Consider the following 24,896-nt stretch of genomic DNA (forward strand, 5'->3'; position numbering starts at 1 on the left):
GTCAGTCCCTTGTCTTGAGCACCGCCACCATGTCCAGCCGGTCGATGCGCCGGCGCACCACCAGTGCGCTGCCCAGGCCCGCGGCCACCACCGCGAGGGCCGCCCAGGCGTAGGTCCGCGCGCGGATCACCGGCGGGAAGTAGAAATGGTCGCTCTTGAGCGCCTCGGCCACGCCATGCGTCAACCCGTAGCCCAGCAGCATCCCCAGCGGGATCGCCACGGCGATGGCCAGGGCCAGCTCGCCCAGCAGCAGCGCCGACACCTCCGCGCGCGTGAAGCCCAGCACGCGCAGGCTGGCCAGCTCCCAGCCGCGCTCGGCCAGCGCGATGCGCGCGTTGTTGTAGACCACGCCCACCGCGATCACCACGGCGAAGGTGGTCAGCAACGTGCTCATGATGCGCACGTTGCGGGCGCTGATCTCCTCCATGTTGCGCAGCATGGTGGCCTTGCTGAAGGCGCCGGCGATGCGCGGGATGCGCTTGGTGGCCTCCAGCAGCGCGGCCTCGCTGCCGCGCTGCACCGACAGCACGAAGCCGCCGCTGAGGTCGCCCTCGCCCAGCAGCCGGTTGAGCTCGCGGCGGTCGATGTAGGCGTTGAGGCCCATCATCTCGGACACCGTGCCCGCCACCGTCAGCTCCAGCGTGCGCGGCCGGCCCACCAGCACCTCGGCGCGCACCGTGTCGCCGGGGCGCACGCCCAGCTTGTCGGCCAGGCGGTCGGTGAGCACCAGGCCGCGCTGGTCCAGCAGCACCTGGCGCCGGTGCACGTCGATGACGCGGTAGAGCTCGGCGCGCGGCGCGTAGCCGCGGATCAGCCCGCGCTCGCGGCGCTGGCCGTGGCTGAAGTCCACCGGCACGAAGCGCGTGGACTCCACGCCCAGCACGCCCGGCAGCCGCGCCAGCTCCAGCCGTGCGGCGTCGTCCACCGGGTCGTTGAGCCACACCGACACGTCACCGCGCAGCGACAGGGTGAACTGCGTGTCCACCACCTCCTCGATGGCGTCGCGCAGGAAGTTGCCCAGGATGGTGATGGCCACCGCCGCGGCGATGCCGCCCACGGACAGCGCCGTGCGCAGCGGCCGCCGCTCCATGTTGCGCAGCACCATGCGCAGCGCCGGCGCCAGGCGCCGCACGCCCAGCCGCTCCAGCAGCGTGCGCCGGTAGCGCCCGGGCGCAGGCGGGCGCATGGCCTCGGCCGGCGCCAGCCGCACCGTGGCCAGGATCGCCCCCAGCGTGCCCAGCACCGCGGTGGCGGCGGTGATGGCCGCGCTCAAGGCCATCAGCCCCGGCGCGACGCGGTGCTCGAAGCGCGGGAAGCGGTAGAACTCGGCGTACAGCGCGGTGAACATCGCCCCCAGCCGCTCGCCCAGCAGCAGGCCCAGCAGCAGCCCCAGCGCCACGATCAGCAGCACCAGCTTGAGGTAGTGCAGCGCGATGGCGACGTTGGGGTAGCCCAGCGCCTTGAGCGCGGCGATCTGCTCGCGCTGCGTGCTCACCAGGCGCGACACCACGACGTTGAGCAGGAAGGCCGCCACGCCCAGGAAGATGGCCGGCAGCACGGTGCCGAACACGCGCTGGGACTTGATCTCGTCGTCCAGCATCACGTGCGAGCTCTGGTTGGCGCGGCCGACCACGTCGCGCCCGCCATAGGGCGCCAGCCGCTGCTGCAGCGCGGCGATCACGGTGGGCTCGGATGCGCCCGGCGCCAGCCGCACCGTCACGCGGTTGAAGGCGCCGCGCAGGTCGTAGGCCGCTTCCAGCACCTCGCGGTCGATCCAGAACACGCCGTAGCCGCGCTGGTCCGGCATGCCCCACAGCCCGGCGAAGATGAACTCCGGCGACAGCGCGGTGCCGACGATGCGCAGCTGGCGCTGGCGCCCGTTGACCAGCACGCCCAGCGTGTCGCCGAATTTCAGCTGGCGTGCCTTGGCGAAGCCCTCCGACACCAGCGCGGGGATGGCGCCGTCGCGCTGGCCGCCGCCGTCGGGCTGCAGCGGCTGGCCAGCGCTGACGCTGACGCGGTTGAGGCGCTGCGGCGCGCGCAGCTCCAGCCCGACGAGCTGGCCGATGACCGGGTCGGGCAGCCCCGGGATCTCCACCCGCACCATGGCCTCGACGCCGGTCTGCACCTCGGCCACGCCGGGCAGCGCGCGCAGGCTCTCCTCCAGCGCGTCGGGCGCGCGCTTGAGCACCGCGAACACGTCGGCGAAGCGGCCCTCGGCGTAGTAGCTGTCGCGCGCCCAGGCCAGCGAGTCCACGGCCGAGAGGCTGGTGAGAAAGCCGCCCACGCCGCTGGCCACCACCAGCGCGATGGTCAGCGCCTGGCTCCACATGCGGCGCAGGTCGCGCAGCAGCTTGACGTTGAGGGCCTTCACCACACCAGCTCCGACGCCGGGGTCTTGCGCGTGTTGACCTCCACGCGCTGCAGCCGCCCGTCGCCCATGTAGAAGACGCGGTCGGCCATGGCGGCGATGGCGGCGTTGTGCGTGATGACGAGGGTGGTGGTGCCGGTGTCGCGGTGCACGCCGCCGATGACCTCCAGCACCAGCTTGCCGGTGTGCACGTCCAGCGCGCCGGTGGGCTCGTCGCACAACAGCACGTCGGGGCGCTTGGCGATGGCGCGCGCGATGGCCACGCGCTGCTGTTCGCCGCCGGAGAGCTGCGCCGGGAAGTGGTCGCGCCGCGGCGTCAGGCCGACGCGGTCCACCGCCTCGTCGATGGGCATGGGGTTGGTGGCGATGTCGGTGACCAGCGCCACGTTCTCGCGCACCGTCAGGCTGGGAATGAGGTTGTAGAACTGGAACACGAAGCCGACGTGGCGGCGCCGGAAGTCGGTGAGCTGCCCTTCGTCGGCATGGGCCAGGTCCAGTGCGCCGAAGCGCAGCTCGCCGGCGCTGGGCACGTCTAGGCCGCCCAGGATGTTGAGCAGCGTGGACTTGCCGCTGCCCGAGGGGCCCAGCAGCACGATGAACTCGCCGCGGCGGATGTCGAGATCGACCTCGCGCAGCGCGCGCACCTCGACCGCGCCGCTGCCGTAGGTCTTGCTCAGGCCGCGGGCATGGAACACGGGCAGCTCGGTGCCCTCAAGGCCGCGATCCCGCGGCTCGGAAGAGATGGGGGATGCAGGCACGCGGCCATCTTGGCGCGCGGCAGCGGCGCATCGGTTGACGGGCATCAAGCGCGCCGGGCCACTGCGGTCCGGCGCCGCCGTGCTCAGCGCAGCTTGCGCCGGTAGGCGGCCACCAGCCCGGCCGCCAGCAGCGCCAGCAGGTGCAGCGCGTTGGGTTCGGGCAAGGGGTCGGTATCGGCCGCACCGGCCCGGCGCGCGGCGCCATCGCGCGGCGGCGCGGCCTGGAGCGTGGCCTCGGGTGCGTCCAGCGGCGCCGCCAGCGCGCTGTCGGCGGGCGTGGCCGCCACGCCGTCACCGCCCGCCTGGGCCGACACGGCCGCCGCGGCCAGCAGCGCGGCGGCCAGCCACTTCAGGGCCGTCGGGGCCGACCGGGACCGGATTCCATTCATGCACACCTCCATGGAATTGATGGCCATGCGGCCTTGCCGTCGCAGGGCTGCGGCGCAGGCTGTCGTTGTGGGGCCGAGGGATGGCTTGCGCATCCCCAGGATTGACGAGCCACCCGCATTCCGCGGTGATCCAGATCAACCCCGGGCCACACGGCCGCCCGGCGCGTGCAGCGGCCGGCTGCCGTTGCAGCGGCAACTTTCGGGTCGGGATGGGTCGCGCCGGGCTTGCAGTGCTTGACACCGCTCAAGACCATGCCGCGCTGCGCTGCCCAGAATGGGCTGGGTTCAAGGAGTTGCCGATGCGAGCGATGGTGTTGCAGCGGCCCGGCCTGCCGCTGGTGCTGCAGGAGCGGGCCGACCCCATGCCGGGCCCGGGCGAGGTGCGGCTGCGGGTGCTGGCCTGCGCGGTGTGCCGCACCGACCTGCACGTGGTGGACGGCGAGCTGCCCGGCACGCGCTTTCCCATCGTGCCGGGCCACGAGATCGTGGGCGTGGTGGAGGCGCTGGGGCCCGGCGTGCACGGGCTGCAGCCCGGCGAGCGGGTGGGCGTGCCGTGGCTGGGCCACACGTGCGGCCATTGCGCCTACTGCGTCGAGGGGCACGAGAACCTGTGTGACGCGCCGCTGTTCACCGGCCACACCCGCGACGGCGGCTTCGCCAGCCACGTGATCGCCGAGGCCGCCTTCTGCCTGCCGCTGCAGGGCCAGCGCCTGGACCCGGTGCACGTGGCGCCGCTGCTGTGCGCGGGACTCATCGGCTGGCGCTCGCTGCGCGCGGCCGGCGACGCGGCGCGCACGCTGGGGCTGTACGGCTTCGGCGCGGCGGCGCACCTGATCACGCAGGTGGCGGTGCGGCAGGGGCGCGAGGTCTTCGCCTTCACGCGCGCGGGCGACACCGAGGCGCAGGCCTTCGCGCGCCGGCTGGGCGCGGCCTGGGCCGGCGGCTCCGGCGAGGCGCCGCCGCGCGCGCTGGACGCGGCGATCCTGTTCGCGCCCGTGGGCGAGCTGGTGCCGCGCGCGCTGCAGGCGGTGCGCAAGGGCGGCCGCGTGGTGTGCGGCGGCATCCACATGAGCGACATCCCCGCCTTCCCCTACCGGCTGCTGTGGGAAGAGCGCCAGGTGGTGTCGGTGGCCAACCTCACGCGCCAGGACGGGCACGAGTTCCTGCGCCTGGCGGCGGACATGCCGCTGGACGTGCAAGCCACCACCTACCCGCTGGAGCAGGCCAACCAGGCGCTGGACGACCTGCGCCACGGCCGGCTGCAGGGCGCGGCGGTGCTCGTGCCCTGAGGCCTTCCACCGCCCGGACTTTCTCGAGGCAGCCGTCGGCCGCGGCCGGCGCACGAACATTTCACAAACAATCGGTTACATCGCACCTCTCCATGCGCCTGACGCGGCGCCGATGGAGAGCGTTTGCCCTGGTCTTCGGCCGGCACTTTCCCGCAACCACCTTCATGGCCTTGCCACAACGACAACCTTCCAGGCAGCTGCCCTTACCCCCGGCCATTGCCGTCGCGCTGGCCGTGTTGCTGGCGATGGCCGCGGTGGCGCTGTGGTTCCAGAACGTCGCCAGCGACACGGTGCGCTGGCGCGCCCACACGCTGCGCGTGCGCGTGGAGCTGGCCGAGCTGCGCAGCGACGTGCTGGAGATCTCGCGCGCGGTGCGCGGCCCCGTGGCCAGCGCGCGCGACGAGGGGCTGGCGTCGGCCCAGGACGCGTTGCAGCGCACGCCCGAGCGGCTGCGCTCGCTCCAGGGGCTCACCGCCGACAGCCCGGCGCAGCAGCAGCGGCTCAGGCAGCTCGATGAGCGGCTGCGCACGCTGACCGCGCTGGATCAGGACCTGCTGCGCGAGGCGGCCGAAGCCGGCTTCGAGGCCGCGCGCGAACGCGTCGCCGAGGGCGATGCCGCCGCCGAGCTGACGGCCGTGAAGGCGCTGCTCGACGCGCTGGACGCGGAGGAGCTGCGCGTGCTGGCCCGGCGCGACACGGCGGTGCAGCAGAGCATGAACCTGACCATCGCCAGCACCACGCTGGGCAGCCTGCTGTCGCTGGCACTGGTGGCCTGGGCCGGCCGCGGCCAGCAGCGCAGCCTGCGGCGGCTGGGCGACACGGTCGGCGAGCTGGAGCAGGCGCGGGACTCGCTGCGGCAGGCCAATGAGCGGCTGCAGGCCCAGGCCGGCCAGCTCACGGAGCTCAATGCGGCGCTGTGGCGCAGCATCGGCGACGACGTGCCGCCGCGCCCCGTGGCCGCGCCGATGCCAACGCGGCTGGACGCGCCCGAGCGGCTGGAGGCGCTGCGGCGCACACAGCTGATGGACACGCCGCCGGAGGAGGACTTCGACCGCTTCACGCGGCTGGCGGCGCTGTCGCTGCGCGCGCCGATGGGCCTGATCAGCCTGGTGGACGAGCGGCGGCAGTTCTTCAAGAGCGCCTTCGGCCTGCCCGAGGCGCTGGCCGAGACGCGCGAGATGCCGGTGCAGGAGTCGTTCTGCCAGTTCGTGGTGACCTCCGGCGGCGCGCTGGTGGTGGAGGACGCGCAGCGGCATCCGCCGCCGGGCTACGGCCGGCCCGTGCCCGCGGGCGTGGGCGCCTACCTGGGCGTGCCGCTGGCCACGCCGGACGGCCAGGTGCTGGGCAGCTTCTGCGTGGTGGACGACAAGCCCCGGCACTGGACGGCCCAGGAGCGCGCGAACCTGGAGCGCATCGCGCAGTCGGTGCTGGCGGCCATCGCAGTGCGCATGCAACTGCGCACGCTGGAGCGCCACGTGGCCGAGCGCACGGCCGAGGCGCGGCTGCTGGCCGGGGCCATCCAGCACTCGCTCAACGGCGTGAGCATCGCCAACGCGCAGGGCCGCATCACCTATGCCAACGACGCCTACGCGCTGCAGTTCGGCTACGCGCGACCCGAGGAGGTGGCGGGCGTGGCCGTGACCGAACACTGCGCGGACCCGGACGTGGCCGAGCGCATCCGCGCCGAGCTGAAGTCCCGCGGCACGTCGCGCATGGAGTTCACGGCGCGGCGGCGCGACGGCAGCCTGTTCGAGGTGCTGCTGGACTTGTACCTGGCGCATGACGAGTCCGGGCGCGAGATCTGCGTCGGCACCTCCATCGACATCACCGAGCGCAAGCGCGCCGAGGAGGCGCTGCGCCTGGGCGAGGAGCGGCTGCGCCTGGCGCTGGAAGCCGCGCGCATGGGCGCCTACGACTACGACCCGGCCACGCGCCGGGTGCAGTGCGTGGGCAGCCTGTACGGGTCACTGGGCCTGCCCGCACAAGGCAGCAGCGAGGAGTTCACGCAGCACGTCCACCCGGAGGACCGCGCGGCGCTGCGCCGGCAGGCCGCCCAGGTGAGCCCGGCGCAACCGGGCTACGTGCTGGAGTACCGCCTGGGCACGGCCGAGGGCGGCTGGGCCTGGATCGCCGACCATGCGCAGGCCCACTTCTCCAGCGACGGGCGGCTGCTGCGGCGCATCGGCATCAACGTGGACGTGACGGCGCGGCGCGAGGCCGAGGCGGCGCTCAAGGCGGCGCTGGCGGAAAAGGAGGTGCTGCTGCAGGAGGTGCACCACCGGGTGAAGAACAACCTCCAGATCGTCACCAGCCTGCTGCAGCTGCAGCGCCGCCAGCTGCAGGACCCGGCCATCCAGGCCGCGTTCAGCGAGACCGAGCACCGCGTGCGCGCCATGGCGCTGGTGCACCAGCGGCTGTACCAGCAGTCCACGCTGTCGGCGCTGAACTTCGACGACTACCTGCGCACGCTGCTCGACCAGCTCATGCGCTCCTTCGGCGCGGAGCAGCGGGTGCGCCTGACGCTGGCGCTGCAGCCGCAGCGGCTGCCGGTGGACACCGCCATCCCGCTGGGCCTGATCGTCACCGAGCTCGTCACCAATGCCCTGAAGTACGCCTGCACGCCGGGCCGCCGGGGCGAGCTGCGCATCGCGCTGCATCCCGCGCAAGGCGCTCCGGGCCGCCTGGTGCTGGAAGTGCAGGACGACGGCCCCGGGCTGCCGCCGGGCTTCGAGCCGGCCGAGTCCACGGGGCTGGGCATGCGGCTGGTGACGCTGCTGTCGCGCCAGCTCGATGCGTCCGTGGCGCTGGGCAAGGCTGCGGGCACGCACTGGCACGTGGACGTGCCGGTGCAGGCGGGCCCTGCCGCGGCCGCCACGCCGCCCGCCACGACCCCCTAGCGACTGCCAGCAGCGCCGCTGTCGGCGTGCCCGCGCTGGAACATGCTGGAACGCGCTGTAAGCGTTACGTTCATTCACGTTTGGCACAATCCGCACCACGTTCCCGTCACAAGGCGGCACGGGACGGATGCAACACCGAAGCCCCGGCGACCTTGAGCCCCGGCCGGACGACCCCGCGTGGCGGCGTCTTCCACCAGCGGCACCGCTGGGCTGACGTGCCGGGCCACGGACCTGTGGCGGTCCGCCCGGGACCACGGTGACCACGCACGACCCATCAAGGCCCGCGCTCCCGACCCTGGGAGCGCGGGCCAGCGCTGCCTGCTTGTCCGGGATACCAAACCAGAGGGAGTAGTTCGATGAAAAGGTTCTGGGAAAAGGGCCGCACGCTGCTGGCGGCCGCGGTGGTGGCGCTGGGTGCCCACGGGGCACAGGCGCAGGAGGAGGAGAAGGTCCTCAACATCTACAACTGGTCCGACTACATCGCCGAGGACACGATCCGCAACTTCGAGAAGGAGACGGGGATCAAGGTCCGCTACGACAACTTCGACAGCAACGAGATCCTGCACGCCAAGCTCGTGGCCGGGCGCACCGGCTACGACATCGTCGTGCCCGGCTCGCACTGGGCCAAGATGCAGATCGAGGCCGGGCTGCTGCGCAAGCTCGACAAGGACCAGCTCCCCAACCTGAAGAACCTGGACCCGACGGTGCAGGCCCAGCTGGCCAAGATGGACCCGGGCAACAACTTCCTGGTGGACTGGATGTGGGGCTACACCACGGTCGGCGTCAATGTCGACAAGGTCAAGGCCGCGCTGGGCGCCCTGCCGATGCCCGACAACGCCTGGGACCTGGTGTTCAAGCCCGAGTACACAGCCAAGCTCAAGAGCTGCGGCGTGTCGTTCCTGGACTCGGCCACCGAGGTCGTGCCCTCGGCGCTGCACTACCTGGGCAAGCCCTCGTTCAGCAAGAACCCGAGCGACTACACCGACGCGGCCAACCTGCTCAAGAGCGTGCGCCCGTACGTGACGCTGTTCAGCAGCTCGGGCTACATCAACGACATGGCCTCGGGCTCGATCTGCCTGGCGCTGGGCTGGTCGGGTGACATGAACATCGCGCGCCAGCGCGCCATCGACGGCAAGACCGGCCAGAAGATCCAGGTGCTGATCCCGCGCACCGGCGGGCTGCTGTTCTTCGACACCATGGCCATCCCGGCCGATGCCGCGCACCCGGGCAATGCGCACAAGTTCATCAACTACATCCTGCGCCCCGAGGTGCATGCGGCGCTGACCAACAAGGTCTTCTACGCCAACCCGAACAAGGCCTCGCGGCTCTACGTCAAGCAGGACGTGGCCAGCAACCCGACGGTGTTCCTCTCCGATGCGGACATGGGACGCATGGTGCCGCCCAACTCGCTCAACAACGACCTGCGCCGCCTCATGACGCGCACCTACACCTCCTTCAAGACCGGCCTCTGAGCCCGCGCAGACCCCTGCCATGAACAACAACAACACTGCCAGCGCGGCCCGGCGCACTGTGCTCGCCGCCGCGCTGGCCGCAGCCTTCACCGTGGCCGCGCCCGGCGCCCACGCGCAGAGCAACGCCGAGCTGCTCAAGGAGCTGCGCGCGCTGCGTGAGCGCGTGGCCGAGCTGGAGAAGCGCGTGGCGGCCACCCCGGCCCCCGCCCCGGCCCCGGTCGCGGCGGCATCCGCGGCTGCACCCGCCCCCGAGACGCAGCCGGGTATGACGGCCGAGCAGGCGCAGGACTTTGCGCGCATCGCTACCAAGACCGAGGCGCTGGAGGACACGCGCGACGCCAACGGCTTCAAGAACCTGAAGATCAGCGGCTACCTCGACCCCTCCTTCATCGCCAACCGGGCCCGCAACACGGCGAGCCTGCAGTTCCTCAACGGCGTGGGCGACGACGGCTACACCTACGACAACTCCTACTTCGGCGCGGTGGCGCTGGACGTCCAGAAGGAAACCGACAGCGGCACGCGCTACCGCCTCACGCTCATCCCCAACCGCGGCAGCGAGTCGGTGGGCCGCAGCGACAACCGCCTCGTGCACGAGGCCTCGGCCATGGTGCCGCTGGGCAGCCTGCGCACCTACCTGCTGGCCGGCCACATTCCCGACTGGTCCGGCTACGAGTACCTGCAGCCCACGCTCAACAAGCTCATCACGCACAACCTGCTCTTCGACTTCACGCTGCCCACCTCCTACACCGGCGCGGGCGTGCAGCACACCATGGGCAAGTGGATGGTCAAGGCCCTGCTGGCCGACATGAACGCCAGCAAGAAGCCCTCGGGCAACAAGACGCCGGCCTTCGCTTACCGCGTGGACTACGCCAAGGGCGAGTTCCACAGCATGGGTTTCGCCGGCGTGCACGGCAAGGCGGTCAACTTCAAGACGCGCGTCGTGGGCCAGCAATGGGCGCTTGACCCCGAGGACGGTGTGATCAAGCAGATGGACGTGGAGGCGCAGGAGCCCGAATCGCGCGTGGACCTGTTCGAGATCGATGGCTCCTTCATCCGCGGCGACTGGACGCTGCAGGGCCAGGCCAGCATCGGGCGCCAGCGCCGCGCCGCCATCACGCCCGACCCGCTCACGGGCGCGCTGCGCGACGCGCGCTGGTGGGGCCTGTCGGGCCTGGTGGCCTACAAGGTCACGCCCCGCTTCGAGACGGTGGCGCGGCTGGACTACATCAACAACCGCAAGAACGGCGGCGGCCTGCTGGGCTACACCGCCAACGACTCCCACAACGGCATCGGCTACGCGCCCGGCGGCGATCCGGAACGCGGCGCCAACCGCGCGGCGCTGTCGCTGGGCCTGCTCTACGCCTTCGACACCAACACCACGCTCAAGGCCGAGTACCGCCTCGACCGCGCCAGCCAGCCGGTGTTCGAGTACGTGGAGACCGGCGAGTACAAGAAGACCAACCACCTGCTCGGCGCCTCGGTGGTGGTGAGCTTCTGACGGGAGCGGGAGCAGGAGTGGGCATGCAGCAGCTCGGCACCGATGCGTTCCTGCGCATCGAATCGGTGGTCAAGGACTTCGGCGACTTCCGCGCCGTGGACAACGTCAGCCTGGAGGTGGCGCGCGGCGAGATCTTCGCGCTGCTGGGCTCCTCGGGCTGCGGCAAGAGCACGCTGCTGCGCCTGCTCGCCGGCTTCGAGGCGCCCACGGCCGGGCGCATCGTGCTGGACGGGCAGGACCTCGCCGGCCAGCCGCCCTACGCGCGGCCGGTGAACATGATGTTCCAGTCCTACGCGCTGTTCCCGCACCTGACGGTGTGGGAGAACATCGCCTTCGGCCTGCGCCGCGACCGCCTGCCCCGCGCCAAGATCGCGCAGCGCGTGGAGGAGATGCTGCAGCTCACGCAGCTGGGCAGGTTCGCGCAGCGCAAGCCGCATCAACTCTCCGGCGGCCAGCAGCAGCGCGTGGCGCTGGCGCGCAGCCTGGCCAAGCGCCCGCGGCTGCTGCTGCTGGACGAGCCGCTGGGCGCGCTGGACAAGAAGCTGCGCGAGCAGACGCAGCTGGAGCTGGTGAACATCCTGAAGTCGGTGGGCGTGACCTGCGTGATGGTCACGCACGACCAGGAAGAGGCCATGACCATGGCCTCGCGCATCGCCGTGATGAGCGAGGGCCGGCTGCTGCAGGTGGGCCCGCCCGCGGACGTGTACGAGACCCCCGGCACCCGCTTCGTGGCCGACTTCATCGGCAACGTCAACCTCATGGACGGCCGCATCACCGTGGACGAGCCCGACCGCGTGGTGGTGGAGTGCGCCGACGTGACACATCACATCGGCCACGGCATCACCGGCTACGCCGGCATGCCGGTGACGGTGGCGCTGCGGCCGGAGAAGATTTCAATCGGCGCCGCGCCACCTTCGGGCACGCAAGGATTCAACCAGGTGCAGGGCCGGGTGGCGGCGCTGTCCTATTTCGGCAGCTTCACGCTCTACCACCTGCAGCTCGCCAGCGGCGCGGTGCTCAAGGTCAACGTCGAGAACGAGGACCGCCATGCCGAAGGCCCCGCCGTGGGCGAGCTGGTGTGGGCGCATTGGCGGCCCACGGCGCAGGTGGTGCTGACGCAATGAGCGCCCTGCCCTCGCCCGCCACGCCGGCCGCGGCCACGGCCCGCGTGGCGCCGGTGTCCGCGCTGCCGGAGCCCGTGGACGCAGCCACCGCGCCTGTGCCCCGCGCGGGGTGGCTGCGCCGCCCGGGCGGGCGCCGTGCCGTCATCGGCGTGCCCTTCGGCTGGTTGGTGGTGTTCTTCCTGCTGCCCTTCCTGATCGTGCTGCGCATCAGCTTCGCGTCCATGGACGGCGCGCTGGTGAGCGAGCTGCTCAAGTACGCCGACGGCCGCGTGACGCTGACGCTGGAGCTGGGCAACTACGCCATGCTCTTCAACGACGGCCTGTACTGGCGCACCTACGCGCTGTCGCTGGCCTACGCGGCGGTGACGACGCTGCTGTGCCTGGGCATCGGCTATCCCTTCGCCTACTTCATGGCGCGCTCGGCGCCCTCGCTGCAGCCGCTGCTGCTCATGGGCGTGATGCTGCCGTTCTGGACCAGCTTCCTGCTGCGCGTCTACGCCTGGAAGGGCCTGCTCGATGCCGAGACGGGCTGGGTCGGCATCGCGCTCACGCAACTGAAGCTCGACCACCTGCTGCTGGCGCTGGGGGCCATTCCCGCGCTGGGGCAGTACATGTACAGCCCCTTCTCGCTGGTGCTGGGCATGGTCTACACGTACCTGCCCTTCATGGTGCTGCCGCTGTACGCCAACCTCGCCAAGCTGGACCTTCGGCTGCTGGAGGCGGCGCAGGACCTGGGCGCCACGCCCTGGCAGGCCTTCTGGGGCGTGACGGTGCCGCTGTCGCGCGCGGGCATCGTCGCCGGCGCCATGCTGGTGTTCATTCCCTGCGTGGGCGAGTACGTCATTCCGGAGCTGCTGGGCGGGCCGCAGACGCTGATGATCGGCCGCGTGCTGTGGGACGAGTTCTTCAGCAACAACGACTGGCCCATGGCCTCGGCCGTCGCGGTGGTGATGGTGCTGCTGATCCTGGTGCCGCTGGCGCTGTTCAACGCCAACCAGGCCCGCGCCGCGGAGCCGCGCCCATGATCAGCACCGCCGCCGGACGCTGGACCGCCCGCCTGTGGCTGCTCGCGGGCTTCACCTTCCTCTACCTGCCCATCGTGTCGCTGGTGCTGTTCAGCTTCAGCGACTCGACGCTACCCAACGTCTGGGGCGGCTTCTCGCTGCGCTGGTACCGCAAGCTGCTGGAGGACGCCGACATCCGCGCCGCGCTGTGGCTGTCGCTGCGCGTGGCCGCGGCCTCGGCCACCGGCGCGGTGGTGCTGGGCACGCTGGCGGCCTTCACGCTGCAACGCTTCCCGCGCTTTCGCGGCCGGGCGCTGTTCTCGGGCATGGTCAACGCCCCGCTGGTAATGCCGGAGGTGATCGTGGGCCTGTCGCTGCTGCTGATGCTGGTGTCGGTGCAGCGCGCCACGGGCTTCCCCGAGCGCGGGCTGCTAACGATCTGGCTGGGCCACCTGCTGGTGGGCATGGCCTACGCCACGGTGGTGATCGCGGCACGGCTGCGCGACCTCAATCCGCAGTACGAGGAAGCGGCGCAGGACCTGGGCGCGCGCCCGTGGCAGGTGTTCTTCCTGGTGACGCTGCCCATCATTTCCCAGTCGATGCTGGCGGCCTGGCTGCTGACCTTCACGCTGTCGCTGGACGACGTGGTGATCTCGGCCTTCCTCTCCGGCCCCGGCGCCACCACGCTGCCGCTGGTGATCTTCTCGCGCGCGCGGCTGGGCCTGGACCCGACCGTCAACGCGCTGGCCACCGTGGTCATCGCCGTGGTGGCCGTGTTCGTGATCGGTTCGAGCTACCTCATCGCGCGGCGCGAGCGCCGGCTGTGGCGGGAACAGAAGGCGGCCGGCCAGGGTTGAGCGCGCCACCGCGGGCCAACCCACGCGCCCCATCGCGCCCGCCGCGGCACCGGGCCTTCAGCCGGTGCGCAGCGCCGCAACGATTCAGCGCTCGCGCAGCTGCTTGAGCCGCACCTGCAGCGCGGCGTCGTTGAGCGCGCCCAGGTGGGCATGGACGCGGCGGCCCTGCGCGTCGAAGAACAGCGTGGTGGGCAGGCCCTGCGAGCCCACGGCCGGACCCAGCGCCTTGTCGGCATCGAGCCAGACGCCGTCGGATGACAGGCCCTCGCGCTGCAGATAGGCGCGCACCACGGCGGCGGATTCGCCCTGGTTGACGAGCAGGAAGCGGATGTCGGTGTCGCGGCGGCGCGCCGCGTCCAGCACCGGCATCTCGGCGCGGCACGGTCCGCACCAGCTCGCCCACAGGTTGACCACGGCGGGCCGGCCCTGCAGCGCCTCGGGCAGGCGCAGCGTGCGGCCGCCGTCGAGCTCGGCGAGGGCGATGTCGGGCGCGGGCGTGCGCGCGGCCTCGCCGCCGGCGGCCAGCACGGCCACGCTGCCCAGCACCCACGCGCACATGCCCGCCAGCGAGCCGGCCACCACCGGGCGGCGCAGCCCGGGCCGCGTGCGGCAGCGCTCGGCCAGCCACAGCGCGGCCACGGCCACGCCCACGCTGTCCTCCCAGCCGCCGTCGCGCAGGTCCAGCACCGCCCAGGGACTGTCCAGGTAGGGCCGCGCATGCATGAGCACATGACCGATGCGCGCGGCAATGAGCCCCGCGACGGCCGCGCCCCAGACCGCGCGCTCGGCCTGCGCGGCCTCGCTGCCTGCCAGGCGCCGCGCCACGAGGATGGCGAGCCACAGCGCCGCCAGCAGCAGCAGCGGGGCAACGGGCAGCGCCAGCGGACCGAGGGAGATGGACAGCATGGGTTCAGTGGGCCGCAACGGCCGGGCTCAGGAATGCGGAGCATCCCACGCCGCCGGCTGGCGGCCTGCCGTTGAGAAGGCTGCGCCGTTCCGACGAGCGTCAGGCCGCGTCGTCGCCGATCAGCAGCCGCGTGGCGCCGATGAAGCGGTGCGGCGGAATCTCCAGGTTGGTGGGTGCCGGCTTGTTGCGGAAGACGCGCCCCGCCCCGTCGAAGCTCGAGCCATGGCAAGGGCACAGGAAGCCGCCGGCCCAGTCCGCGGGCACGCTGGGATTGCCGCTTCCGGCCGGCACCGCGCTGGGCGAGCAGCCCAGGTGCGTGCAAATGCCCACGGCCACGAAGACGTCCTGGCGGATCGAGCGGGTGTCGTTGCGCGCGTAATCGGGTTGCTGGTCCTTGGCCGAGGCGGGGTCGGCCAGCGCATCGAGGTTCTTCCGCAGCGCCGCGATCATCTCGGGCGTGCGGCGCAGCACCCACACCGGCTTGCCGCGCCACTCCACCGTCTTCATGCCGCCGGGCGGGATGTCGGCGATGTCCACCTCCACGGCCGCGCCCATCGCCTTGGCGCGCTCGCTGGGTGCGAAGGTCGAGCCGAACGGGATGGCCGTGGCCACCGCCGCCGCGCCGCCGGCACCGGTGGCGGCCAGCAGCCAGGTGCGGCGCTCAGGGTCGGGGACGCCCGGAGAAGGAAGGGTCAGCTCGGTCATGTGGAGTCCTTTGCCATGTGGCGGCAGTCAAACCGGCCTTCTCAATCAAGATGCGGGCCAAGGCAGGGCAACCCCAAGAATCCCTTGCGCGGCGGGCAGTTGCACCGGCCGAGCACCAGTGCGGACCCGAGCCACACTGCCATGGCTGCCACCGCTGTCAGTGCGCCGCGCGGCCCGTGGCGGCTGCACGGCGCCGCCTCGCCGCCTGGCGCGCAGCGTGGCTCACGGCGGCACCGGGGTGCCGGGACCGATCACCAGCCCGCCTCGGCGCAGCCAAGGCAGGCTCGAACGAGGCTGCTTCCCGACCAGGTGGCGCGCGCAACGTCGAAGGTTCGTCCCTTGGCGCGGCGCGCTCAGCCGCTCACGCGCTTGCGCCACTGGTGGCGCAAGCTGTAGCGGCCGGGCACCGGCGGCGGGAAAGGCAGCGTCCAGGGCCGTGCGGCCAGCAGGTGGCGGTCGAGCATGCGGTGGATGAGGCGCAGTTGCAGCGGCCCCACCACGTCCTGCGAGGCGGCCAGCCAGGCGGTGAAGTCGCCGGGCGCGGGCGGAGCGCCGAAGCGCGGCAGATAGCTCAGCAGCGCGTAAAGGCAGCCCCGGGTCATGCCATCGTCCAGCCAGTTGCGCAAGGCGCGCCAGTCCAGCGAATCGCCAAAGCGGCGCAGCAGGTAGGCGGCGTCGAAGACTGATGGCAGGAAGCTGGGATGAACCTGCAGCTCCGTCATGTCGTTGAACCATGACGCGGCGATATAGGCCAGCTGCAGCTCCGCGGGCAGCCTGCGCACCGGCTGGCCGCGGAAGCTCGACGGCACCACGCGCGCCAGCACCTCGTCCGGCGCGAAGAGCCGGCCCACGCTGAAGGGCGAGTCGTCCGGGAACAGCGCTCGGTGCAGCTCCAGGACCGTGCCGCGAGCGCGGTGGCGCAGCGGCGCGCCATGGTGCAGGCCCGCACGCGCCTGGAAATCCATCACCTCCCAGCCGCCATCCTCGCTGGTGAGTGCGCGCGCAACTTCATCGTGCTGCTGAACGGGCAGCAGCACGTCGATGTCCGACATCGGCCGCAGGTGCGGCGCCGGGTAGAGCTGCTCGCTGACGGAAATGCCCTTGAGCAGCGTCGGCTCGATACCCAGGCGGCGGCACAGATCGATCAGCTCGGCGGCCGACTCCAGCAGGGGTGCCTGGCGCACGCGGGCCGTCAGCTCGGCCGCGCGCAGCGCGTCGCGCCAGCGTGCGGGCAGGACGTCGGGCTCATCGCGCGTGGCATGCGCCAGCAGCGCGCCCAGCCCGCCCTCCATCAGCCACTGGAACTCCCGGTCCTGTTCCTCGGGCGCCGTGGCCGAGAAGAACGGATGCCCGGCCGGCAGCGGCACCCCCATGGCGGCATGCGCCAGCAGCAGCCCGCTCAGCGTCGCGGGCATGCCGGCGGAAACGGATTGAATCGGTTGACCCACACCTTCGGGGGCCCCTTTTCGGGCCATGGTGCAGTTTCAGGCCCGAACATCGGCGAACGCATGGCAATTGGCATGTACGAAGTACGGCGTCGAGGCCGGCGTGTGCTGTAGAGGTTAAGGAGGGGAACCTTTGATGGGTACGACCAGCCCGGGGTCGCCGGGCATGATAGTCCGCGAGGTGGACGGCGAGCTGCTCGTCCTGGACACCGCATCCAACCACATCCACCAGCTCAATCGCACGGCCAGCATCGTCTGGCGCATGTGCCGCGAAGGAGCTGACCCGCCAGCCATCGCGGCCGCATTGGCCGCGGACTTCACGGTCGATGAAGCTCTCGCGCTGGCGGACGTGCAGCAGACGCTGCAGCAACTGGCGTCACTGAACCTGCTGAGCGCGCGCGCGTGACGCCCGCCCGGCATCCATCCACCCAAGGAGACAAGATGGCTTCACCTGACACTTCCCGCCGCAACTTTGTCAAACGCGGGGCTTACGTCGCCCCCGCGATCCTGACGCTGGCCGCTGCCCCCGAGTTCGCCAAGGCGGGCTCCCGCAAGGACAACCCGGGCAAGGGCAAAGGCCCCAAGGACGATCCCGGCAACGGCAAGGGCGGCAAGGGCGACAAGAAGCCCTGAGCGGCGCCCCGCAAGCCACCCGCGCCGGCGTCTCGGTACCACCGAGCGCCGGCGCTGCTTTTCCCGGGTGATCACCCGCCACCACAACACGTCACGGAGGGACCACGGTGCTCAGCACTTCCATTCCATTCCCGCAGGCCCGACCGGCTCGGCAGGACGAACAGCGCGCGATGTCGTTCCAGGTCCTGGAGCAGACCGTGCACATCAGCTGCGACGACGACGCCACGGCGCAGGTGGTGCGCGCCAACTTCGCGGCCCTACCCCGCGCGCGCGACTCGGTCTGGTCCGACCTGGACTACACGCTGGCCCGCGCTCCCGCGGGCGACGGCTACGTGCTGCGCCGCGAGGGCCGCGAGCCGGTGCTGGCCGAGGACCTCTGCGAGCTGCTGTTCCACCTGGAGAAGGACCTCATCATCGGGCTGCAGTGGCGGCGGCCCGAGCTGCTGTACCTGCACGCCGCGGCGCTGGAGTGCAACGGCCAAGCCTGGCTGCTGGCCGGCGATTCCGGGGCCGGCAAGTCCACCACCGCGTGGGGGCTGCTGCACCACGGCTTCCGCTACCTCAGCGACGAGCTCAGCGCGGTGGACCTGGAGACGATGGCCGTGCACGCCTACCCGCACGCCTTGTGCCTCAAGCGCCCGCCGCCCGGTCCTTACCCATTCCCGGCCGAGCAGGTGATCGACCTGGAGCGCACGCTGCACGTGCCGGTGGCGGCGCTGCCCGGCAGCATGGCCGACAGCCCGTGCCCGGTGGGCGGCCTGATCTTCGTGCGGCATGACCCGGCACGACGCGAGCCCGAGCTGCGCCGCCTGCACGCTGCCGAAGCCGGGGCCCGCGCCTATGTCCACACGCTCAATGCCCTGGCTCATTCACGCCACGGCATGGACGTCGTCGTGGGGCTGGTCAAGAGCGTGCCCTGCTGGTCGCTGGCCGGCGCCGACCTGGGCGCCACCTGCACCCTGGTGCAGGACCTGGCGCACAGCCGGCTGCCCGCCTAGAACAGGCCCGGAATGAAGCGCCGCGTGCGCCGGACATAGTCGGCGTAGCCCGGATGCAGGGCCCCAAGGGCCCTTTCCTCCAGCCCGGCCTTGACCAGCAGCACCGCGGCCAGGGCTGCCAGCACCACCCATGCGGCCGGCCCCTGCGCCATGCGTGCCGTCGCCAAGCCGGCCAGCAGCACGGCGCTGTACATCGGATGCCTGATCCAGCGGTAAGGCCCGTGCTGCACCAGCCGCCCGCCCGGGCGCGGCGTGGGCCGGATGTTGAAGTTGCCCGGGCGATTGGCGCTCAGCGCCCACAGGCCCAGCAGCACGGCGCCCAGCGCCGACAGCGCCGCGTCCGGCGGCATGGGACGGCTGCGCAGGCCGGCCAGCGCCAGCCCGGCCAGCAGGCCCATGAATGTGAACTGGAAGGCGACCAGGACGGCGCCCAGCCAGGCGTTGGGAGACGGTTGCGAAGGCATGGCGACAGGGCGATCAGGCGCGCAAGCGGTGCGGGCCAGTATCCCCGGCCCGCACCGTAGTCCGCCTGCGGGCGCGCGGCATGAGGCACCGTCCAGGCCCAGGCCCAGGCCCAGGCGCGGCGTTCACGGCGGCGCTGGCGCAAGCGCGGCCACGCGGGCAAGGAACTCGTCACGGCTGGCCCCGGCAAACCAGGGATGCGTGCGCCGCTGCTCCAGCACCTGGCTCACCGCCCGCGCGGCCCGCGCGTGGCCGCTGAACAGCAGCGTCTCCGCCGGCAGGGTGAACACCTCGCGCGTGACGCTGTCCCACAGCGCCTCGGGCATGGCCGGACGCGGCTGGTAAGGACAGGCGTCCACCGCCAGCAACCCGCCGCAGAACAGCCGGTCGCGCCACAGAAAGCTCAGGCAGCTCGCGGTGTGGCCGGGCGTGGCCAGCGTGCGCAGCATCTCGTCGCCAAAGCTCACCACGCCGTCCGGTGCCGGACGCGCGGCCACGCGCGGCGCCTGCAGCGCCTCGAGCGCACGCCGTTCGGCTTCAGGCAGCGCGGCATCGTGCTCATGCGTGCGCAGCACCCAGCGCAGCCGCAGCCGGTGCTCGGCCAGCATGGCGCGCAGCACCGCCACGTCGGCGCCGCGCGGATCGACCAGCACCGCCTCGCCGGCGTCCAGGTCGGCCAGCAGGTAGCTCATCGCCCCGCTGGCCTCGTCATGCAGCATGCGGAAGTACATGGCCGGGCTCAGCACCGCGGCGCGGCGGCCCCGGGGCAACGCGCGCGGCATGTCATGAAAGCAGTCATGCAAGGCGGATCACAAGAAGCGGGCCAGGTACAAGCCAAGGCGCAAACCACTGTGGCGACAAGTGCTTGCGGCGCTGACGCCCCGCCAGTCGGGCCAGGCTGCCAGCGGCGACTGCCAGGACTGGCAGTAGACTGGCCCCGGCGCCCCCTCAATCGTGGTGTCGGCAATGCCGGCACGGCGGCGCCTGCGCTTCGTTGAGGCCCGCCATGTCCAGCGTCCTGCCCGAGCTCGTCTCCTTTCTCGAAGGCTTGCCCGAGCCGCACATCGTGTTCGACCGCCAGTACCGCATCGTGGCGGCCAATGGTGCCTACCGGCAGCAGTTCAGCCCCGGCGGCTCGGTGATCGGGCGCACCTGCTACGAGGTCTCGCACCACTTCGACCGCCCCTGCGACCAGGCTGGCGAAAGCTGTCCGCTGGCGCGCTCGCGCCAGAGCGGCCAGCGCGAGCGCGTGCTGCACCTGCATCACACGCCGCGGGGCGAGGCCTACGTCAACATCGAGCTGGCGCCGGTGCGCGACGCCTCGGGCGAGGCGGCCTTCTACGTCGAGAAGATGGAGCCGCTGCGCATCGCCGAGGGCCGGCCGGCGGCGCAGGGCCTGATCGGCCGCGCCCCGGCCTTCCAGGAGATGCTGGCGCTGGTGGCGCGCGTGGGGCCCTCGCAGGCCAGCGTGCTGCTGCTGGGCGAGTCCGGCACCGGCAAGGAGCTGGTGGCGCGCGCGGTGCACGAGGTCAGCCTGCGCGCGTCTCGGCCGCTGGTGGTGGTGGACTGCGCCAGCCTCCCCGAGACGCTGTTCGAGAGCGAGCTGTTCGGCCACGAGAAGGGCGCCTTCACCGGCGCGCACACCAGCCGTCCCGGGCTGGTGGAAGCCGCCAGCGGCGGCACCTTGTTCCTGGACGAGGTCGGCGACATCCCGCTGCTGATGCAGGTGAAGCTGCTGCGGCTGCTGGAGAACGGCACCTACCGCCGCGTGGGCAGCACCGAGCTGCGCCGCGCCGACGTGCGCGTGGTGTCGGCCACGCACCGCGACCTGGACGCCATGGTGGCCGACGGCCGCTTCCGCGAGGACCTGTACTACCGGCTGAGCACCTTCCCGATCCGGCTGCCGGCGCTGCGCGAGCGGCGCGAGGACATCCCGCTGTTGGCGAAATCGCTGCTGGAGCGCGTGGCGCCGCGGCGGCTGCAGCTTGCGCGCGAGGCGCTGGCGCGGCTGGCCGCGCATGACTTTCCGGGCAACGTGCGCGAGCTGCGCAACGTGCTGGAGCGCGCGGCGCTGCTCACCGACGGCGAGCGCATCGAGGCGGCGCAGATCGAGCAGGCGCTGGCCGTGGGCCGGCGCGGCACGGCGCGTCCGCAACCCGGGCCCGCGCTGCAGGCGTCCACGGCCGGCAGCGGCCAGCCGCTGCGCGATGCCGAGCGTGAGGCGCTGGCGGCGATGCTGGCCTCGCACCGGGGCAGCCGCGCCGAGCTGGCGCGGCAGCTGGGCATCAGCGAGCGCTCCCTCTACCGCAAGCTGCGCGCACTCGAAGACGCGGGCAAGGCGAGCTGAATCACCCCCGCGCGCCGGACGCTTCCATCAGGTGCGGCCGCAACACCGACTGCAGCCAGTCCATGAACACCTGCAGCCGCCGCGCCATGTGCTGGCGGCTGGGGTAGAGCAGCGTCACGGGCAGCGGCGCGGCCCGGTGCCCGGGCAGGATCTCCACCAGCTCGCCGCTGCGCAGGTGCTGGCGCAGGCCGACGTCCGGCGCCTGGATGATGCCCAGCCCGGCCAGGCAGGCGGCCTCGTAGGCCTGGGCGTTGTTGACCGTCAGGCTGCCCGCCATGGGCACGTGGCGGACCTCGCCGCCTTCGGGATCGACGTACTCGAAGCCGGGCGCCGCAGCCCCCAGCGCGGCGGCGTAATGCACCAGGCGGTGCTGGCGCAGCTCCTGCGGCGTGCGCGGCACGCCGTGGCGCTCCAGGTACGGGCGGCTGGCGCAGTTGATCCGCGCGAAATGCCCCAGCGGCCGCGCCACCAGGCTGGAGTCGTCCAGCGGCCCCACGCGCAGCACGCAGTCGAAGCCTTCGCCCACCAGGTCCACGCGACGGTCGGTGCTGCCGAGCTCGATGTGCAGCTCGGGGTGCGCCTGCAGGAATTCCAGCAGCCGCGGCACGACCACATGCCGCGCCGTGCCCGTGGGCATGTCCACGCGCAGGCGGCCCTGCACCCCGGCCGGGTCGGGCCGGAACATGCCCTGCAGCTCCTCCAGCTCCACCAGCAGCTCGCGGCAGCGCGCGTAGAAGCGCTCGCCGTCCGGCGTCATGCGCACCTGGCGCGTGGTGCGCTGCAGCAGCCGCACCGCCAGTTGCGACTCCAGCCGCTGCACCGCGGCCGACACCGTGGCGCGGGGCAGGCCCAGCACCTGTGCCGCCTGCGTGAAGCTCTGCAGCTCCGCCACCCGCACGAAGATGCGCATCGCTTCCAGGTCCATGCACCACCTCCGGATTGTTCGAGATTCCTGGACAGTCTAGCCATTCATCGGGGCTTCTATCCAGAAATTCTGACCAATATAGTGCTTTCCATCCCCCGCCGCCCTGGCGTCCGGGGCTGATGAACCTTCCTGGCGAAGACTGGAGCCGAGCATGGAGCACGGCATCACCCTCATCACCGGCGGCAGCCGCGGCCTGGGCCGCGTGGGCCGGCCCGAGGACATCGGCAAGCTGGTGGCCGCGCTGCTGTCGCAGGACATGGATCGGGTCAATGCCCAGCGCATCGAGGCCTCGGGCGGGATGTTCCTGTAACGAAGCGGCGCGCGGGGTGTGCGGTATGCACGCTTTTCGCGCCCGGCCGGCCCGGGACGCCTTCCTAGAATCCAGGCGTGAAAGTTGCCGCCACGCCCCCCATCGATCACCTGGTCCACCTGGAGCCGGTGTCGCTGCACGTGGCCGGCGCGGGCGTGGCCGCCACCCCGAACGCGCTGCGCGGGGTCACTCCTGCCGCGGCGCTGGTGCCGCGGGGCGAGCCCTCCGGGACCATCGACCTCAGCCCCATGGGCCGCACGGTGGCCGCACTGGCCGCCTTCGGCCCGCCCGTGGTGCTGGTGCGGCCCGAAGGCGGGGGGCAGCCGCCGCAGGAGGGTGCCGAGCCGGCACTGCCGGGCCTGCCCCGGCCCGCAGCGGCGCTGGAATCCAAGCCTGCCGCGTCGTCGCAGCACATTGCGCGGACCCTGGCCGAGTCGCTGAGCCTGCCCCCGGCAGGCGTCTCCACCGAGGGCGCAGCCGTCCCCAAGGAAAGGCGCCCGGCGGACGAGGCCGCGATGCAGAAGGCCGCGCGCAGCGACCGGCCCGAAGGGCCGCGCCCACCGGCGCAGCAGGCGGCGGGCTCGCTGCTCAACGCGCTGCTGTGTGCCGCGCTCACCGGCCAGACGGCAGTGGAAGTGCGGCGCTGGGATGGCCGCCCGCTTCAGCTGGAGCTGCAGCGCGAGCCCGATGGGCATGGCGGCTTTCGCATCACCCGCGTGCGCATCCGGCATCAGACCGACCAGGGCTTTCTGAAAGTGAGCGCCGAAACCGGCCTGCCCGGCTGCGAGCGTGCGCCGATGCTCGTGGACATTGCCTCCAGCGAGTCGCTGGCCGATGAAGTCGCCGCGCGGCTCGACGACCTGCGCGGGGCGCTGAGCGCGCGCGGCCTGGCGCCTTCCGTGCGCAGCCGCCAGGCCGACGCGCCTTCCGCCTGATACCGAGGACCGCGCGATGGACGACGATGCCCTCCTCCTCGACCCCGAGAAACGCCGTGCCGCCGTGGCGATGAGCTACGACGCCTTGCAGGACATGAGCGCGCCCAAGGTGGTGGCCAAGGGCTACAACGAGACGGCGCAGCGCATCCTGGATCTGGCCCGCACCGCGGGCGTGCCGGTGACGGAATCGCCCGAGCTGGTGCGGGCGCTGATGCACGTGGAGCTGGACCGCGAGATCCCGCCCGAGCTTTACGCCGCGGTGGCGGAGATCCTGGCGTGGATCTGGCGGCTGCAGCCCCGCGACAAGCCCGATTGAGCCGGGGCCGCCGCTTCGCGGGCCGGCCCAGGCCGTGCGCCCGGGCCGAGTTTCAAGCGCGGTCCCTCATCGCCGTCGGCTCGGCCGCCGCCTTGGCGGCCACATCACCCGGGTGGCTCGCCGCATAGCGCTCCAGCAGCAGGTACAGCGCCACGCCGCCGAGCAGCGGCAGCAGGTAATAGAGCGTGCGGTAGGCCAGCACCGCGCCCAGCACCGTGCCCTGGCCCAGGCGGCCCGACAGCAGCGTCAGGTACACCGCCTCCAGCACGCCCAGGCCGGCCGGAATGGGCGTGAACACGCCGACGATGGAGGCCGCCATCAGCACCGCCAGCGTCTGGCCGTAGGGCAGCCGCTCGCCCAGCAGCAGGTACATCACCGCGCCCATCAGCGCCCAGTTCGCGGCCGAGAACAGCAGCTGCGCGACGGCGCGCCCGGGGTTGGGCAGCTCCAGCCGCCGCCCGCGCAGGCGCCACTCGCGATCGCGCCACTTTGCGCAGACCAGCACGTAGCCCAGCGCCAGCAGCACCATCAGCACGCCCACGGCGCGCAGCACCCATGAGGGCACGAAGGCGGAGCTCGGCAGCGCGATGACGCCGGCGGCGAACAGGCTGCCGGCCAACAGGCCATAGCCCAGCCAGTTGGTGGCCATGCTGATGCCCACCACCTGCGCCACCGTCGCCTCGTCCAGCCCGGCGCGGGCGTACAGCCGGGCGCGCAAGGCCACGCCGCCCACCAGCGAGCCCAGGTTCAGGTTGAAGGCATAGCTGGCGACGGCAATGGCCCAGGTGCGCCAGCGCGCGACGCGGTGCCGCACATGGCCGCGGCCGATGAGGTCGTAGCAGCCGTAGACGGCGTGGCTGATCGTGGCGAACAGCCAGGCCAGAAGCAGCACCTGCAGCGGCTGGCGCTTGAGCGCGGCCCAGGCGCCGGTCCAGTCGATCTGGTGCGCGCGCGACAGCAGCAGCCCCAGCACCAGCAGGCCGAAAGCCGGCACCAGCCAGCGGCGGATGCGGGGCCAGGCGGCGGACAGGGAAGCCCAGAGCGGGCTGGTCGGGGCGGGAGGCGCGTCGGTCAGCATGGTGAGGCCATGTTCCAGGCGCCAGCCCGCGCCCGCCAGACGCCGCCGCCGCGCCTTGCTGTAGGCGCTTTCCGACGATGGTGCCGGACGGCGCCTGCCACCCGTGCCCCGGCCGTCACGCCGCTGGCCGTCCGGGCCTCGCTTGACGTGGCGCCAGCAATCCCTGACCGGGCGCG

The 24,896-nt window shown here is 72.2% G+C and carries 24 protein-coding genes; 14 read left to right on the top strand and 10 right to left on the bottom strand.

Features of this window, described 5'->3' with window-relative positions; genetic code table 11:
• Position 1 precedes the first annotated feature (1 nt).
• The 3 genes from HHL10_RS16630 to HHL10_RS16640 all read right to left on the bottom strand — a co-directional run bounded on the left by HHL10_RS16630 (position 2) and on the right by HHL10_RS16640 (position 3,518).
• Positions 2–2,374: an ABC transporter permease gene (locus HHL10_RS16630; RefSeq protein WP_169161516.1), complete on the bottom strand. Its 2,373-nt coding sequence runs from the start codon at positions 2,372–2,374 to the stop codon at positions 2–4.
• Entirely contained in the window at positions 2,371–3,114 is a 744-nt protein-coding gene (locus HHL10_RS16635) for an ABC transporter ATP-binding protein (RefSeq protein WP_375138958.1), read from the bottom strand. Before HHL10_RS16635 ends, HHL10_RS16630 begins: the two co-directional genes overlap by 4 nt.
• Positions 3,115–3,212: 98 nt before the next feature.
• A complete protein-coding gene (locus tag HHL10_RS16640; protein WP_169161518.1) occupies positions 3,213–3,518 on the bottom strand; it encodes a hypothetical protein in 306 nt (101 codons plus the stop codon).
• Positions 3,519–3,817: 299 nt separating this feature from the next.
• Between HHL10_RS16640 and HHL10_RS16645 the strand changes: the two genes are divergently transcribed.
• The 7 genes from HHL10_RS16645 (at position 3,818) to HHL10_RS16675 (ending at position 13,659) form a co-directional block, all read left to right on the top strand.
• The gene (locus HHL10_RS16645) at positions 3,818–4,807 is read left to right on the top strand and encodes a zinc-dependent alcohol dehydrogenase family protein (protein ID WP_169161519.1); all 990 of its coding nucleotides are present in this window, start codon (positions 3,818–3,820) and stop codon (positions 4,805–4,807) included.
• Between the two features lie 164 nt (positions 4,808–4,971).
• A complete protein-coding gene (locus tag HHL10_RS16650) occupies positions 4,972–7,704 on the top strand; it encodes a histidine kinase dimerization/phosphoacceptor domain -containing protein (protein ID WP_169161520.1) in 2,733 nt (910 codons plus the stop codon).
• Between the two features lie 356 nt (positions 7,705–8,060).
• The gene (locus HHL10_RS16655) at positions 8,061–9,176 is read left to right on the top strand and encodes a polyamine ABC transporter substrate-binding protein (RefSeq protein WP_169161521.1); all 1,116 of its coding nucleotides are present in this window, start codon (positions 8,061–8,063) and stop codon (positions 9,174–9,176) included.
• A 19-nt stretch (positions 9,177–9,195) separates the two neighbouring features.
• On the top strand, positions 9,196–10,674 hold the full coding sequence (locus HHL10_RS16660; protein WP_169161522.1) for a DUF3138 family protein: 1,479 nt from the start codon (positions 9,196–9,198) through the stop codon (positions 10,672–10,674).
• A gap of 23 nt (positions 10,675–10,697) precedes the next feature.
• Positions 10,698–11,798 carry an ABC transporter ATP-binding protein gene (locus tag HHL10_RS16665; protein ID WP_169161523.1) on the top strand — a complete coding sequence of 367 codons (1,101 nt, stop codon included), beginning with the start codon at positions 10,698–10,700 and terminating at the stop codon, positions 11,796–11,798.
• Entirely contained in the window at positions 11,795–12,823 is a 1,029-nt protein-coding gene (locus tag HHL10_RS16670; protein WP_169161524.1) for an ABC transporter permease, read from the top strand. Before HHL10_RS16665 ends, HHL10_RS16670 begins: the two co-directional genes overlap by 4 nt.
• Positions 12,820–13,659 carry an ABC transporter permease gene (locus tag HHL10_RS16675; RefSeq protein WP_169161525.1) on the top strand — a complete coding sequence of 280 codons (840 nt, stop codon included), beginning with the start codon at positions 12,820–12,822 and terminating at the stop codon, positions 13,657–13,659. The genes HHL10_RS16670 and HHL10_RS16675 overlap by 4 nt, the downstream gene beginning before the upstream one ends.
• Before the next feature lie 84 nt (positions 13,660–13,743).
• Here HHL10_RS16675 and HHL10_RS16680 read toward each other — a convergent pair whose 3' ends face one another.
• From HHL10_RS16680 to HHL10_RS16690, 3 genes are all read right to left on the bottom strand, one after another.
• The gene (locus HHL10_RS16680; protein ID WP_169161526.1) at positions 13,744–14,565 is read right to left on the bottom strand and encodes a TlpA disulfide reductase family protein; all 822 of its coding nucleotides are present in this window, start codon (positions 14,563–14,565) and stop codon (positions 13,744–13,746) included.
• A 100-nt stretch (positions 14,566–14,665) separates the two neighbouring features.
• Positions 14,666–15,271, bottom strand: coding sequence for a ubiquinol-cytochrome c reductase iron-sulfur subunit (gene petA / locus HHL10_RS16685; RefSeq protein ID WP_169161527.1), 606 nt, complete (start codon positions 15,269–15,271; stop codon positions 14,666–14,668).
• 353 nt (positions 15,272–15,624) lie between these two features.
• Positions 15,625–16,686, bottom strand: a complete 1,062-nt coding sequence (locus tag HHL10_RS16690) for a nucleotidyltransferase family protein (RefSeq protein ID WP_169161528.1) — start codon at positions 16,684–16,686, stop codon at positions 15,625–15,627.
• 166 nt (positions 16,687–16,852) lie between these two features.
• Between HHL10_RS16690 and HHL10_RS16695 the strand changes: the two genes are divergently transcribed.
• The 3 genes from HHL10_RS16695 (at position 16,853) to HHL10_RS16705 (ending at position 18,347) form a co-directional block, all read left to right on the top strand.
• Positions 16,853–17,122, top strand: a complete 270-nt coding sequence (locus HHL10_RS16695) for a PqqD family protein (RefSeq protein ID WP_169161529.1) — start codon at positions 16,853–16,855, stop codon at positions 17,120–17,122.
• Positions 17,123–17,157: 35 nt separating this feature from the next.
• Positions 17,158–17,349: a hypothetical protein gene (locus HHL10_RS16700; protein WP_169161530.1), complete on the top strand. Its 192-nt coding sequence runs from the start codon at positions 17,158–17,160 to the stop codon at positions 17,347–17,349.
• Between the two features lie 170 nt (positions 17,350–17,519).
• Positions 17,520–18,347, top strand: coding sequence for a hypothetical protein (locus HHL10_RS16705; protein WP_169161531.1), 828 nt, complete (start codon positions 17,520–17,522; stop codon positions 18,345–18,347).
• Here the strand turns inward: HHL10_RS16705 and HHL10_RS16710 are convergent.
• Together HHL10_RS16710 and HHL10_RS16715 are read right to left on the bottom strand one after the other, a co-directional pair.
• Positions 18,344–18,811 carry a methyltransferase family protein gene (locus HHL10_RS16710; RefSeq protein ID WP_169161532.1) on the bottom strand — a complete coding sequence of 156 codons (468 nt, stop codon included), beginning with the start codon at positions 18,809–18,811 and terminating at the stop codon, positions 18,344–18,346. The two genes, HHL10_RS16705 and HHL10_RS16710, sit on opposite strands and share 4 nt — an antisense overlap.
• A 123-nt stretch (positions 18,812–18,934) precedes the next feature.
• A complete protein-coding gene (locus tag HHL10_RS16715) occupies positions 18,935–19,591 on the bottom strand; it encodes an MBL fold metallo-hydrolase (protein WP_235971552.1) in 657 nt (218 codons plus the stop codon).
• A 224-nt stretch (positions 19,592–19,815) separates the two neighbouring features.
• Between HHL10_RS16715 and HHL10_RS16720 the strand changes: the two genes are divergently transcribed.
• Positions 19,816–21,156 (top strand): sigma-54 interaction domain-containing protein, encoded by a 1,341-nt coding sequence (locus tag HHL10_RS16720; protein ID WP_169161533.1) that lies wholly within the window; start codon positions 19,816–19,818, stop codon positions 21,154–21,156.
• Position 21,157: 1 nt separating this feature from the next.
• On the opposite strand, the gene HHL10_RS16725 is transcribed toward HHL10_RS16720, so the two are convergent.
• Positions 21,158–22,081 carry a LysR family transcriptional regulator gene (locus HHL10_RS16725; RefSeq protein WP_169161534.1) on the bottom strand — a complete coding sequence of 308 codons (924 nt, stop codon included), beginning with the start codon at positions 22,079–22,081 and terminating at the stop codon, positions 21,158–21,160.
• A gap of 151 nt (positions 22,082–22,232) precedes the next feature.
• Between HHL10_RS16725 and HHL10_RS16730 the strand changes: the two genes are divergently transcribed.
• From HHL10_RS16730 to HHL10_RS16740, 3 genes are all read left to right on the top strand, one after another.
• Positions 22,233–22,391, top strand: a complete 159-nt coding sequence (locus tag HHL10_RS16730; protein WP_205833082.1) for a hypothetical protein — start codon at positions 22,233–22,235, stop codon at positions 22,389–22,391.
• Between the two features lie 77 nt (positions 22,392–22,468).
• Positions 22,469–23,326 carry a hypothetical protein gene (locus HHL10_RS16735; RefSeq protein ID WP_169161535.1) on the top strand — a complete coding sequence of 286 codons (858 nt, stop codon included), beginning with the start codon at positions 22,469–22,471 and terminating at the stop codon, positions 23,324–23,326.
• A gap of 16 nt (positions 23,327–23,342) precedes the next feature.
• A complete protein-coding gene (locus HHL10_RS16740) occupies positions 23,343–23,642 on the top strand; it encodes an EscU/YscU/HrcU family type III secretion system export apparatus switch protein (protein ID WP_169161536.1) in 300 nt (99 codons plus the stop codon).
• A 52-nt stretch (positions 23,643–23,694) separates the two neighbouring features.
• Here HHL10_RS16740 and HHL10_RS16745 read toward each other — a convergent pair whose 3' ends face one another.
• Positions 23,695–24,720 carry a lysylphosphatidylglycerol synthase domain-containing protein gene (locus HHL10_RS16745; RefSeq protein WP_169161537.1) on the bottom strand — a complete coding sequence of 342 codons (1,026 nt, stop codon included), beginning with the start codon at positions 24,718–24,720 and terminating at the stop codon, positions 23,695–23,697.
• Between the last annotated feature and the right edge of the window lie 176 nt (positions 24,721–24,896).

The sequence above is a fragment of the Azohydromonas caseinilytica genome, assembly GCF_012927045.1.
GTDB classification, from domain to species: domain Bacteria; phylum Pseudomonadota; class Gammaproteobacteria; order Burkholderiales; family Burkholderiaceae_C; genus Azohydromonas; species Azohydromonas caseinilytica.